The sequence below is a fragment of the Cryobacterium sp. TS_SC_7 genome, from assembly GCF_056156285.1.
The window spans coordinates 3,004,198-3,017,273 of the sequence record NZ_CM149589.1; the positions used below are offsets into that span (position 1 = coordinate 3,004,198).

Below are 13,076 nucleotides of genomic sequence, written 5' to 3' on the forward strand. Positions count from 1 at the left end.
CCACGCCGGTCAGCCGCGGCGCTGGGCTTCCAGATCGCGGGCGCAGTCGATGCACAACTCGGCGGCCGGGCGGGCCTCCAGCCGTTCCCGCCCGATCGGTTCTCCGCGGCGGGTGCATAGTCCGAAGCTGCCGTCCGTGATGCGCGCGAGTGCCTGGTCGATGGCCACGGATTTGGCTGCCAGATCACTGTGCACCCCGGAGATCCGCGACCATTCCATCGTCAGGGTGGGACCCTCGGGGTCGTGTTCGTCGTCGGCCGTGCCACTGTTGCGGGCCTCGATCACGTCGTCGAGGGTGGTGCCGATGCGGCCGAGGGCCACGTCGAGCTCGTGCCGCTGGCTGCGCAGAAGCTTCTCGAAGTGCCGGAGGTCGGCGGCGGTCAGTTTCGTCTGGGTGGGCATGAGCGTCTACTCCGCTGCCTCGGTGCGACGCGAGCCGCTGGGGCGGCAGGTCGATACGGAATTCCGGTGCATGATTCCCGTCCTCTCAAGCTGGGCTGGCGATGCGGCGGCACGCTACCTGGTTTTCGCTGTTGAGGATACGCCCGTGCCGGTCTGCTGTCGCGGGGCGGGAGCCGCCGCTTATGTGACCGTGATCGCCACGTCGTGCAGCCCTGTGGCGCCGTCGGGGATCACGTCCCGACGCACCGAGGTCTGCACCTGACCCGCAGCGTCCGTCGCCCGCACCCGCAGGGTGTGTTGCCCGGCCGGGGCCGACCAGACCCAGCTCCACTGCCGCCAGGTGTCGGCCGAGATCGCTTCGGCGAGGGAGGCCTCGTTCCAGTCGCCGTCGTCGACCTGAACCTGCACGGCACGGATGCCCACGTGTTGCGACCAGGCGACGCCCGCCACGGTGACTGGCCCGGCGGGCACCTCGGTGCCGCGCCGGGGCACGTCGATGCGCGAGGAGAGCTTGACCGGTCCGCGCTCGGTCCAGCCGCGGTTGGTCCAGTACGCGGTCTCCCGGTCGAAACGGGTGACGGTGAGCTCGACCACCCATTTCGTGGCCGAGACGTAGCCGTAGAGCCCGGGCACGACCATGCGCACCGGATAGCCGTGCTCGAGCGGGAGCGGCTCCCCGTTCATGCCCACCGCGAGAATTGCGTTGCGGTCGTCGGTGAGCACCTCCAGCGGGGTGCTCGCCGTCCAACCGTCCTCGCTGCGGGAGAGCACCATGTCCGCCCCGGCGCGAGGGCGGGCCTTCGCCAGCAGTTGCCGGATCGGGTAGCCCAGCCAGGTCGCATTCCCGATCAGGTCGCCGCCGACCGCGTTCGACACGCAGGTGAGGGTTGTCGTGCTCTCCTCGAGGGGCAGGGCGAGCAGGTCGGCGAAATCGATTTCGACCTCCTGCTCGACCATGCCGGTGATCTTCAGAGTCCAGGTGCCCGGGTCGATCCGGGGCACCCGCAGGGCCGTGTCGATGCGGTAGAAATCAGCGTTCGGGGTGATCAGCGGGGCGAGGCCCGGCGCGTCGAGGGCGGCTCCGGCCGGGATCGGGGCGGCGGGAACGGCCGCGGCCGGCAGCATGAAGCGGGCGCGTGCGGCATCCGTGGCCCGGTTGCCGGCGGAGATCAGCTGCCCGCCGGCCGCGGCGAGCAGACCCAGGCCGGCGCTCGCCCCTGCCCAGGCCAGGAAGCGCCGACGGTCCGGAGCGGAGGCCGCCGCGCCAGCGGGCATGCGACGCAAGCGGGTGACCAGGACAGTGAGCAACACGGCGGAGACGACCATCGCCAGCACCGCGGGAACCGCGTCGATGGTGGACGTGTTCTGCCGCGACAGCACCGCGACGATGGCGAGGGCGCCGGCGGCGACCACGACCACCCGCCCGATCGGCGGGCGACGGTACTCCAGCACCCCGGCCGCTGCGGCCAGCACGACGGCGCCGAGCGCGACGCAGATCACCAGCACGACCTTGTCGGCTGTGCCGAACAGGTCGATGACCAGCTCCTTCAACCACGCCGGGGCCAGGTCGACGACCAGCGCGCCGACGGTGAGGACCGGGCTGCCGGCCGGGGCCACCAGAGCGGCGACCAGCTCGGCCGCGCCGAGCCCGGCGAGGGCCGCGGCCACGCCGGCAGCCGCCGCACGCCCGAGTCCGGCCGAGCCGGACCGCACCGGCCCCGCAGGCGGGGAAGCCGGGGGAGGAGGGGGCGAGGACACGTCGCTGCTGGCCATTCCATCAGCTTAGATTCACGGCCTGTGAGTCCTCCCGCAGGGACACTTGATGGTCGAGGCCAACGGGTTTATCGTCCCACTGTCCATGCTCAACCGGAGGAGAAACCATGCTTGGTCCCATCGAAATCCTGGTCGTCGAATTCCCCGGAAACAAGTTCACCGGAGAGATCATGCCGGCACTGAACGATCTCGTCGATTCCGAGACGATCAGCATCGTCGACGGCCTGTTCGTGATGAAGGATGCCGAAGGGTCGATCACCTATTCGGAATTCGAGGAACTCGGTGCCAACGTCGATGCGTCGGCGCTGACCCAGGTCATCGACACGACCAACGGGCTCCTCTCCGACGACGACGTGCAGGAGCTGGCGGCGAAGCTGGACGACAACTGCTCGGCGGCGATCCTGGTCTTCGAGCACACCTGGATCAAGCCCCTGCGGAACGCCATCGTGAATTCCGGGGGAATACTCGTCGACACCGTCCGGATCCCCGGAATGGTCGTCGAGGAAGTGCTCGAGGCCTTGGCCGAGACCGACAGCGACACGGACTAGCTTCTCCGCAGACCCCACCAGCACACGTTGTGACACCGCCCGGCGTGTCCGGGCCCGATGAAAGGAAAACAATGCCTCGACGAATGGGCCGACCGGGCCTGGTAGGCACCATGGCCCGCACCGCGGTGGTGGCCGGAACGGCGACGGCCGTCGCCGGCAACGTGAGCCGGCGGCAGCAGGGCAGAGCCGACCAGCAGGCCGCCGAGCAGCAGGCGGCGGCTGACCAGCAATACCAGCAGCAGGCGGCGGCCGAGCCGCAGTCCCAGCAGCAGGCGGAGCCGGCACCGGCCCCGGACGACCTGAGCGCGCAGATCGAGCGACTGGCCAGCCTGAAAACGGCCGGCGTCATCAGTGAGGCCGAGTTCTCGGCGGCGAAGGCCAAGCTCCTCGGGATCTGATCGCCAGAACGGTTCACCGGCTGCCGGGCGCGGAGCGGATGCCCAGTGGAATAGGGCAGGATCGAAGGATCATGGCAACCCTCACCGCGCTCCCGCACGTCACCGACCCCGATGTGCTGTTCGAGGCCTTCGAAACGTGGGCGGGGGAGCAGGGACTGTCGCTCTACCCCGCGCAGGAAGAGGCCCTGATCGAGATCGTCTCCGGGGCGAACCTGATCCTGAGCACCCCCACCGGCACCGGAAAATCCCTGGTCGCCGTCGGCGCGCATTTCGCCGCACTCTCGGCCGGAAAGCGCACCTTCTACACGGCGCCGATCAAGGCGCTCGTCAGCGAGAAGTTCTTCGCTCTGGTGGAGATCTTCGGCGCCGAGAACGTGGGCATGATGACCGGGGACTCCTCGGTGAACTCGGACGCCCCGATCATCTGCTGCACGGCCGAAATCCTCGCCAACCTCGCCCTGCGGAACGGCGAGGACACCCCCGTCGACCAGGTCGTGATGGACGAGTTCCACTTCTACGGCGACCCCGACCGTGGCTGGGCCTGGCAGGTGCCGCTGCTGCTCCTGCCCAGGGTGCAGTTCATCCTGATGTCGGCCACCCTCGGCGACGTCACCTTCATCGCCGACGACCTGTCTCGCCGCACCGGGCGGCCCACCGCCGTCGTCACGGGCGTGGAACGGCCGGTGCCGCTGCACTACTACTACGAGACCACGCCCGTGCACGAGACGGTCGAGGAGTTGCTGAAGACCGGGCAGGCCCCGATCTACATCGTGCACTTCGCCCAGGCGGCCGCGCTCGAGCGGGCCCAGGCGCTCAGCAGCGTCAAGGTCGCCACCAAGGAACAGAAAGAGGCGATCGCCGAGCTGATCGGCGAGTTCCGCTTCACCACCAGTTTCGGCAAGACCCTGTCCCGGCTGATCCGGATGGGCATCGGCGTGCACCACGCCGGCATGCTGCCCAAGTACCGCCGCCTGGTCGAGCAGCTCGCCCAGCGCGGTCTGCTCCGCGTCATCTGCGGCACGGACACTCTCGGCGTCGGTATCAACGTGCCCATCCGCACGGTGCTCTTCACCGCGCTGACCAAGTACGACGGCGTCAAGATGCGTCAGCTCAACGCCCGCGAGTTCCATCAGATCGCCGGCCGCGCGGGCCGGGCCGGCTACGACACGGCCGGCACGGTGGTCATTCAGGCACCCGATCACGAGACCGACAACCTCAAGGCCATCGAGAAGGCCGGCGACGACCCCAAGAAGAAGCGCAAGATCATCCGGAAGAAGGCGCCTGAGGGATTCGTCTCCTGGGGTGAGCCCTCGTTCCAACGTCTCGTGGCAGCCGAGCCGGAAACCATGCACTCGAGCATGCAGTTGACCGCGGCCATGCTGATCAACGTGATCGGGCGCGGTGGCGACGCATTCAGTCACGTCTACGACCTCATCTTCGACAACCACGAACCCTGGAAGCGGCAGCTCGCGCACGCCCGGCGTGCCCTGGGCATCTACAAGACCCTGCGCGCGGCCGGGATCGTGGAGCAGAGTGCGAACGGGGACATCCGGCTGACAGTCGATCTGCAGCCGAACTTCGCCCTCAACCAGCCCCTGTCACCGTTCGCGCTCGCCGCGTTCGATCTGCTCGACGCCGACCCCGACGTGGCAGGTCCCGGCAGCGGCCACTACGCCCTCGACATGATCTCCATCGTCGAGGCGACTCTCGACAACCCGCGCCCGGTGCTGATGGGTCAGCAGTTCGCGGCCCGCGGCGAGGCCGTCAACGCCATGAAGCGCGAGGGAATCGAATACGACGAACGGATGGCCCTGCTCGAGGAGGTGACCTGGCCCAAGCCGCTCGAGGAGCTGCTCGAGTACACCTTCGCCACCTACAAGGAGTCCCAGCCGTGGATCGCCGACTTCGAACTAAGCCCGAAGACGGTCGTGCGCGACATGTACGAGCGGGCCATGTCGTTCGGCGAGTTCGTCGCCTTCTACAAGCTCGCCCGCAGCGAGGGCGTCGTGCTGCGCTACCTCTCGGACGCCTACCGGGCCGCCCGGCAGACCATCCCGGACGACGCCAAGACCGAAGACCTGCTGGACCTGATCGAGTGGCTGGGCGAGCTGGTGCGCCAGGTCGACTCCAGCCTGCTCGACGAGTGGGAGGAGCTCATCCACCCGGACCTCGCCGTGCACGCGCAGGGGGCGCAGTCGGTGCTTCCGCCCGCGCCGCGGCGCCTGAGCGACAACACGCGCGCGTTCCGTATTCTGGTGCGCAACGAACTCTTCCGACGGGTGCAGTTGGCCGCGCTCGAGAACTACGACGCGCTGGGTGAGCTCGACCGGGAGCACGGCTTCCACGCGGATGCCTGGGGCGACGCCATGGACGGCTACTACGCCGAGCACGATGAGCTGCTGACCGGGGCCGATGCGCGCAGCGCGAACCTGATCATCCTGGACGAGGGAGCAGCAGTCTGGACCGTGCGGCAGATCTTCGACGACCCGGCGGGGGATCACGACTGGGGCATCAGCGCCACGGTCGACCTGGCTGATTCCGACGAGTTGGGTGCCGCCTCGGTGCGGGTCACCGGGGTGAATCGCCTGTAGGGCGCGGGCGGCCGGGGGCGGCGCCGGGAGTACCGTGGGAGCATGACGCAGACGCCAGCATCCGTCGCCCCCATCCGTACCGGCCTGATCGGGTTCGGCACATCCGGGCGCGTGTTCCACAGCCCGCTCCTCGCCGCGAATCCCGAGTTCTCGCTCGACCTGATCGTGACCCGGGACCCGGCTCGTCGCGAGGTGGCCGCCGAACGCCACCCGGACGCGCGTCTGGTTTCGACCGCGGACGACGTGTTCGCCGCGGCCGACGACCTGGACCTGGTCGTGATCGGATCACCGTCGGGCACGCACATCGAACTTGCCCACGCGGCCCTCAACGCGGGGCTCGCCGTGGTCGTCGACAAGCCGTTCGCGGTGACGGCCCGGGACGGCCGGGCGTTGATCGAGAAGGCCGAGCGGCTGGGTCTGCTGCTCACCGTGTTTCAGAACCGGCGCTGGGATGGTGACTTCCTCACCCTGCGCGGGCTGCTCGACGCCGGGGCGCTCGGGGAGGTGCGCCGGTTCGAGTCCCGATTCGAGTGGTGGAAGCCGGAGCAGACCAAGGCGTGGAAGGTCGGCGCGACCATCGGGCAGGGCGGCGGCGTGCTCTTCGACCTTGGCGCCCACCTGATCGACCAGGCGCTGCAGCTGTTCGGCCCGGTCGACAACGTCTACGCGGAGACCCTCACCCGGCGCCCGGGCGGGGCCGCCGACGACGACACCTTCGTCGCGCTGCACCACGGGTCCGGGGTGCGTTCTCACCTGTGGATGAACGGGATCGCGGCGCAGGTCGGCCCGCGCTTCCACGTGCTTGGATCTGAATCCGGCTACACCAAGTGGGGACTCGACGGCCAGGAGACCGCCCTCGCGGCAGGAGCCCGACCGACCGATCCGGGCTTCGGCGTCGACCCGGAGTCCGCCTGGGGAGTGCTCGGACGGGACGGTGCGCTGACCCGGGTCCCGGCCGAGCGCGGCAACTATGCGGCGTTCTACACGGGACTCGCCGACGCGATCCTGCGCGGGGCACCGGTCCCGGTCGACCCGCGCGACTCACTCCGCACGATCGCCCTGATCGAGCGCATCAACCTGCTGACGCACTAGTCGGACCCATCCCTGCCCGTCCGGGTGGTCGAGCCTGTCCAGACCCGGTGGCACGGCCCCGGGACGTTCGCCGAGGGCCACACTCTTCGCGGTGCACGGTGGTCGAGCCTGTCCAGACCCGGTGACACGGCCCCGGGACGTTCGCCGAGGGCACACACCCTTCGAGGTGCACGGTGGTCGAGCCTGTCGAGACCCGGTGGCACGGCCCCGGGACGTTCGCCCAGGGCACACACCCTTCGCGGCGCACCCTGTGGAAGAGGGCGCACGTTCCACCGTGCGCCGGCTTCCACAGGGTGCGCCGTGAGCCGCGGGTGCGGCACCGGATGCCCGGACGTCGCCTCAGGCGTGAGCGGCGGTGCCATCCGGCACGTCGGCATCGATGTCGGTGCTGGGCTCGGTGTCATCCCTATGGTCGTGCGCGCCGTTGCCGCCTCCGGCCGGGTCGGTCTCGGTTGACGTCACCACGCTCGGGGCGACGCGGAACTGACCAGGGTCACGCCTAATGCGCTGGGAATGCGCCCACCGGCACTCTAGCCGGTCGTGGTCCAATCGAGGTTGATCACGTCGCGGATGTAGATGTCCTCCCCGAGGCCCGACACCGATGGGTTCATCCGCAGCAGCTGTTGCATCGGCACATTGAACCGTTGGGCGATTGCGAAGAAGTCGTCGCCTTCCAGCACGGTGTAACTGATCGGGGCGCCTGCTTCGTCCGTGATCGGGGCACCCCGGGCCCCTGCCGTGGCGCCAAGGTCGACGGCAGGGCCTTCGGGCAGAGGCTCGGCCGGCACCGCCTCGGCATTGGGCGTGATGGTCGGGTTCGGCACCACCTCGGCCTCGGGCACGGGCGTCGGCGTCGGGGTCGGTGTGGGTGTGGGGGAGGGAGTCGGGGTGACGGTCACGGTCGCGGTGACTACCGGGGCCGGGGCGCCGGCGCAGCCGGCCAGACCGAGCGGGAGCAGCAGCAGAGCGGCCAGGGCGACCCTGGCCCGGGTGCGAGCGGATGTCGGTCGTGCAGAAACCATCGGATGTCCCCCTCGAAGACGTACCGCTCGTTCCCCCGAGCAGATGCTGCCAGCTTAGGCCTCGGGGCGCGGTGTCAGGAGTCGAACGGGGTCAGCACTCGATCACGTTGACCGCGAGCCCGCCCTCGCTGGTCTCCTTGTACTTGGTCGACATGTCCAGACCGGTCTGGCGCATCGTCTCGATCACGGTGTCGAGTGAGACGAGGTGTGTTCCGTCGCCGTGCAGGGCGAGGCGGGCGGCCGACACGGCGGTCGACGATGCGATGGCGTTGCGCTCGATGCAGGGTACCTGCACGAGCCCGCCGACGGGGTCACAGGTGAGCCCGAGGTGGTGCTCCATCGCGATCTCGGCGGCGTTCTCCACCTGCCGCGGTGTGCCGCCGAGCACGGCGCAGAGGGCGCCGGACGCCATCGCGCAGGCCGAACCCACCTCGGCCTGACAGCCACCCTCGGCCCCGGAGATGGAGGCGTTGGCCTTGACGAGCGACCCGATGGCTACGGCGGTGAGCAGATAGCGACGGATGCCCGCGGCATCCGCTCCGGGCACGAAGCGCAGGTAGTAGTGGCCGACCGCGGGGATGATGCCGGCCGCGCCGTTGGTGGGGGCGGTGACCACGCGTCCGCCGGAGGCGTTCTCCTCGTTGACGGCGAGGGCGAAGGCGTGCAGCCATTCGGTCGAGGTGTCGCGTTCGCGTAGCGGCAGCCGATCATATTCCTCCAGCTGCATGCGTACCGCTGCGGCACGGCGCTTCACCTGGAGGCCCCCCGGGAGGATGCCCGTCGCCTCGAGCCCGGCCTCCACGCAGACGCGCATGGCGTCCCAGATGGCGTCGAGGCCGGCGTTGAGCCCGTCGGCTCCGTGGATCGCTTCCTCGTTGGCGCGGGCGATGTCGCAGATGGACACCGCGTAGAGATCACAGAGGGCGAGGAGTTCGGCGCTGGAGGAGAACTCCCGCGGCTGGGGCACGCATTCGGCACGCCCGACCGGGTCGCCGTCTCGGCGGATGAAGCCGCCGCCGATCGAGTACCAGGTCTCCTCGAGCAGGGGCAGGGCGTCGTGCCCCCAGGCCGTGAGGGACAATGCGTTCGGGTGGCCCGGCAGCCGGGTGCGGGCCTCGAAGGTCACGTCATCCTGCCGCACGGGGATCGGGTGGCTGCCACCGAGCAGAAGAACGGCGTCGTCGGCCAGGCCGGACCACGCCGAACGCACGTCATCCGGGTCGCAGGTTTCGGGGCGGAGCCCCGCGAGGCCGGCGAGGACCGCGTCGGGTGTCCCATGCCCGAGCCCGGTCGATCCGAGCGAGCCGTAGAGGGAGCAGCTGATCCGGGCGACGTGGGGCAGCAGGCCCGCGTCGTGGAGGTGCTCGGCGAACGTGAGCGCCGCTCGCATCGGGCCGACCGTGTGTGAGCTCGACGGGCCGATCCCGATGGAGAAGAGGTCGAGTGCCGACACATACGCAGTCATCGCACCATCGTAACCGCGCCCCGGCGGGGCCACGGGGCGAAACGCGTGAGCCGGCCCGAACTTGACACAGCCTCGGATAGCGGCAGACTGCAACGCAGAGCGCGAGCTCCCGCGCTGTCGCGTGCCAAGCCAAAGGGGCCGATGATGACGTTTCCCCGAACCCTGTCAGTCGTGAGTCTGGCCGTTGCCGCGTCCCTTCTTGTCGGCCTGCCTCCCGCGCACGCGGCCGATACCCAGGTGGCGGTGCCGGATGTGGCGGACACGTTTACGGGGTCGTCGGCGCCGTTGTCGGAGAATGGGTTGAGTGCGTCGTTGGCCGTGTATGGAACGCCGGATACGACGTCGGTGTTGCGTTTTGTGTTGCCGGTTGCTCCGGCGGGGCAGGTGCTGACGGGGGCGTCGTTGCGGGTGCGGACGACGACGATCACGTCGGCGGGGTCGGCGAATGCGGCGCAGGTGCGGTTGGGTTCTGACGGGTGGACCGAGACGGGAACGTTCTATGCGAATCGGCCGACGGTGTCGGGTGCGGTTCTGGGCACGTTGCCGGGGGGCACGGTGCGGAGCACGAGTTATGACATCGCCCTGTCGGCGTCGGCGCTGGCGGGGGTGACCGGGTCGACGACGTTGGCGATCGTGGGCACGGGCTCGGACAGTTTGTGGTTGTGGTCGCGTCAGGCGTCGGTGTCGTTGCGGCCGGTGTTGAATCTTACGTATTCGAGTGCTGCGCCGGCGGATGTGACGGCCCCGACGGTTCCGTCCGGGCTGGCGGCCGCGGTGACGGGCGGGTCGGTCGGATTGGTCTGGCAGGCGTCGTCGGATGACGTGGGTGTCGTCGGGTATGGCGTGCACCGGTCCGCGTCGGCCGGGTTCGTGCCGGATGCCTCGACTCGGATCGCCACCGTCACCGGCCCCGGTTACACGGATGCCGCCCGGCCGGCCGGAACCTGGTACTACCGGGTGACCGCCGCCGATGCGGCCGGGAATGTCAGCGCCGCCTCCGACACCGCCACCGCCGTGGTCCAAGCGCCTCCGCCCCCTCCGCCGCCGCCCGCACCGACGTCCCAGGTGGCGGTGCCGGATGTGGCGGACACGTTTACGGGGTCGTCGGCGCCGTTGTCGGAGAATGGGTTGAGTGCGTCGTTGGCCGTGTATGGAACGCCGGATACGACGTCGGTGTTGCGTTTTGTGTTGCCGGTGGCTCCGGCGGGTCAGGTGTTGACGGGGGCGTCGTTGCGGGTGCAGACGACGACGATCACGTCGGCGGGGTCGGCGAATGCGGCGCAGGTGCGGTTGGGTTCTGATGGGTGGACCGAGACGGGGACGTTCTATGCGAATCGGCCGACGGTGTCGGGTGCGGTTCTGGGCACGTTGCCGGGTGGCACGGTGCGGAGCACGAGTTATGACATCGCCCTGTCGGCGTCGGCGCTGGCGGGGGTGACCGGGTCGACGACGTTGGCGATCGTGGGCACGGGCTCGGACAGTTTGTGGTTGTGGTCGCGTCAGGCGTCGGTGTCGTTGCGGCCGGTGTTGAATCTTACGTATTCGAGTGCTGCGCCGGCGGATGTGACGGCCCCGTCTGTTCCGTCCGGGCTGGCGGCCACGGTCACGGGCGGGTCGGTGGGATTGGTCTGGCAGGCGTCGACGGATGACGTGGGTGTCGTCGGGTATGGCGTGCACCGGTCCGCGTCGGCGGGGTTCGTGCCGGATGCCTCGACAAGGATCGCCACCGTCACCGGCCCGGGTTATACGGATGCCGCCCGGCCGGCCGGCACCTGGTACTACCGGGTGACCGCTTCGGATGCGGCCGGGAATACCAGCGCTGCCTCCGACACGGCCACCGCCGTTGTCACGACCGCCGCGCCGGCCACAGTCATGGCCGTCGGCGACCTGGCCTGCGCCTCGGGCACGGCGACGACATCCGTGGCGTGCCGGCACGGAGAGGTCGCGGCGCTGATCGCCGCCGCCGCCCCAGACCGGTTCATCGCCCTGGGCGACCTGCAGTATCAGGAAGCCACCCTGAGCCAGTTCCTGGGCGCCGGCGCCTACAACGACACCTTCGGGCCACTCAAGCCGATCACCCTCCCGGCGCTCGGCAATCACGAATACTACGGCGGAACCACCGGGTACTTCGACTACTTCTACGGCACCGGCGTCACCTCCGGCCCCTACGGTCCGCGCCCCGACGGCTATTACGCGACCTCGGTCGGATCATGGACCGTCATCGTGCTGAACACGGAATGCGACGCAGGCGGGGTGACCGGGGGTTGCGGGGCGGGCAGCCCGCAGTACGTCTGGCTGCAGAACCAGCTCACCGTGGCCCCGACCCAGTGCACCCTCGTCGCCGCGCATCGCCCGCGCTGGTCGACCGGTTCCAACCACGGTTCGTATCCGGCGCTGTCGCCGCTCTGGGACCTGATGGCGGCGAACGGCGTCGACGTGTACCTCGGTGCTCACAACCATGTGAGCGAAATATTCAAGCCCATCGGCGTCTCCGGGGCGGGGGCGACGCCCTCACAAAGCCCCACCGGGATCCGCTCCTTCACCGCCGGTGGTGGTGGCGTGAACCAGCAACCGCTCAGTGCCAACACCGACCCGCTGCTCAGCGCGATGGAGGCCCGCAGCCGGGCGGCCTTCGGGCCGTTGCGGCTCACACTCGACGCCGATTCGTATTCGTGGCAGTTCCTGCCGATTTCGGGGATGACCTTCACCAATGTAGGCACCACGGGGGCCTTCAGCGGCACCGACAGCTGCCACTGACCGACTCAGGACAGCTGTACCGCGGCGAAGGCGAGACTGGCGATCAGCGTCCAGGAGGTCAGACCCACGAGGAGCGCTCTGCCTCCGGTGCGCAGGATGGCTGAGACGTTCACTGCGGCGCCGAGGCCGAAGAGCGCGGTCGCGAGCAGGTAGGTCTGCACGGTGTCCGCGCCGGCCAGCACGGCATCCGGCAGCGGCACGAATGTGCGCACGAGCACGGCGGTCAGGAAACCGACCACGAACAGGGGCACGAGCGGCGGGCGGGAGGCACCGGCATCCGTCACCGTGGCGACCCGCGTCTCGCGGCGACGCTCGGCGACCGACACGACCGCGACGATGGGGGCGAGCAGCAGCACCCGGGTGAGCTTCACGACCACGGCGACGGCCAGCGCGGCCGGCCCGGCGATCTGCGCGGTCGCGACCACCTGCCCGACGTCGTGCACGCCCGCGCCGACCCAGTGCCCGAATTGCAGGTCGGTCAGGCCCAGCGGATGCCAGAGCAGCGGCAGCGCCGCGATGGCCAGCGTTCCGCAGAGGGTGACCAGGGCGATCGGGGTAGCGGTGTCGGCATCCTTCGCCTTGACCACCCCGCTCATCGCGCCGATCGCGGAGGCCCCGCAGATCGAGAAGCCGGTGGCGATCAGGATCGGCTGGCTTCCGGGCAGGCCGACCCAGCGGCCGAGCCAGTACGTGCCGACGAAGGTGAGCAGCACGATCGTGACGGTGGTCAGGATCGTCACCCAGCCGAGACCCAGGATGTCCACCAGACTGAGCTTCAGGCCGAGCAGCACGATCCCGATGCGCATGAACCGGATGGCCGCGAGCCTCAAACCCGGGGCGAGGATCCCCGTCAGGGCCCGGTGGGCCGCCGGGAGATTACCGGCGGCGATTCCGAAGACCACGGCGAGGGTGAGCAGCGGCACTGCGGGAAAGAACGCGTGCACGGTTCCGGCGAGGAGCGCGGCGGCGGCCGCGACCAGCACACCGGGCAGCCACATTCGGCCAAGTTTACGCGTGGGGGGCAGGGC

At 69.6% G+C, this 13,076-nt stretch carries 11 protein-coding genes; 5 read left to right on the forward strand and 6 right to left on the reverse strand.

What is annotated here, in order from left to right; all coding sequences use genetic code 11:
• Nucleotides 1-9 precede the first annotated feature (9 nt).
• Together AC0J5J_RS13835 and AC0J5J_RS13840 are read right to left on the reverse strand one after the other, a co-directional pair.
• Complete coding sequence (locus AC0J5J_RS13835) at nt 10-402, reverse strand: TraR/DksA family transcriptional regulator (RefSeq protein ID WP_134424238.1); 393 nt, start codon at nt 400-402, stop codon at nt 10-12.
• Nucleotides 403-582: 180 nt separating this feature from the next.
• Complete coding sequence (locus AC0J5J_RS13840; protein WP_474898518.1) at nt 583-2,175, reverse strand: molybdopterin-dependent oxidoreductase; 1,593 nt, start codon at nt 2,173-2,175, stop codon at nt 583-585.
• A 107-nt stretch (nt 2,176-2,282) separates the two neighbouring features.
• Here AC0J5J_RS13840 and AC0J5J_RS13845 point away from each other — a divergent pair, with 107 nt between their 5' ends.
• From AC0J5J_RS13845 to AC0J5J_RS13860, 4 genes are all read left to right on the forward strand, one after another.
• Nucleotides 2,283-2,723: a DUF6325 family protein gene (locus tag AC0J5J_RS13845; RefSeq protein ID WP_134424006.1), complete on the forward strand. Its 441-nt coding sequence runs from the start codon at nt 2,283-2,285 to the stop codon at nt 2,721-2,723.
• Between the two features lie 71 nt (nt 2,724-2,794).
• Nucleotides 2,795-3,121: an SHOCT domain-containing protein gene (locus AC0J5J_RS13850; RefSeq protein ID WP_241972675.1), complete on the forward strand. Its 327-nt coding sequence runs from the start codon at nt 2,795-2,797 to the stop codon at nt 3,119-3,121.
• 71 nt (nt 3,122-3,192) lie between these two features.
• Entirely contained in the window at nt 3,193-5,712 is a 2,520-nt protein-coding gene (locus AC0J5J_RS13855; protein ID WP_474898520.1) for a DEAD/DEAH box helicase, read from the forward strand.
• A 42-nt stretch (nt 5,713-5,754) separates the two neighbouring features.
• Nucleotides 5,755-6,804: a Gfo/Idh/MocA family protein gene (locus AC0J5J_RS13860; protein ID WP_474898522.1), complete on the forward strand. Its 1,050-nt coding sequence runs from the start codon at nt 5,755-5,757 to the stop codon at nt 6,802-6,804.
• Between the two features lie 339 nt (nt 6,805-7,143).
• Here AC0J5J_RS13860 and AC0J5J_RS13865 read toward each other — a convergent pair whose 3' ends face one another.
• From AC0J5J_RS13865 to AC0J5J_RS13875, 3 genes are all read right to left on the reverse strand, one after another.
• Nucleotides 7,144-7,269: a hypothetical protein gene (locus AC0J5J_RS13865; protein WP_474898524.1), complete on the reverse strand. Its 126-nt coding sequence runs from the start codon at nt 7,267-7,269 to the stop codon at nt 7,144-7,146.
• A 65-nt stretch (nt 7,270-7,334) separates the two neighbouring features.
• A complete protein-coding gene (locus AC0J5J_RS13870; protein ID WP_134424009.1) occupies nt 7,335-7,826 on the reverse strand; it encodes a LysM peptidoglycan-binding domain-containing protein in 492 nt (163 codons plus the stop codon).
• A gap of 91 nt (nt 7,827-7,917) precedes the next feature.
• A complete protein-coding gene (locus tag AC0J5J_RS13875) occupies nt 7,918-9,291 on the reverse strand; it encodes an L-serine ammonia-lyase (protein WP_474898525.1) in 1,374 nt (457 codons plus the stop codon).
• A gap of 171 nt (nt 9,292-9,462) precedes the next feature.
• Between AC0J5J_RS13875 and AC0J5J_RS13880 the strand changes: the two genes are divergently transcribed.
• Complete coding sequence (locus AC0J5J_RS13880; RefSeq protein WP_474898527.1) at nt 9,463-12,048, forward strand: CBM96 family carbohydrate-binding protein; 2,586 nt, start codon at nt 9,463-9,465, stop codon at nt 12,046-12,048.
• Between the two features lie 5 nt (nt 12,049-12,053).
• Here the strand turns inward: AC0J5J_RS13880 and AC0J5J_RS13885 are convergent, their stop codons facing one another.
• Complete coding sequence (locus tag AC0J5J_RS13885) at nt 12,054-13,046, reverse strand: YeiH family protein (RefSeq protein ID WP_134425048.1); 993 nt, start codon at nt 13,044-13,046, stop codon at nt 12,054-12,056.
• Between the last annotated feature and the right edge of the window lie 30 nt (nt 13,047-13,076).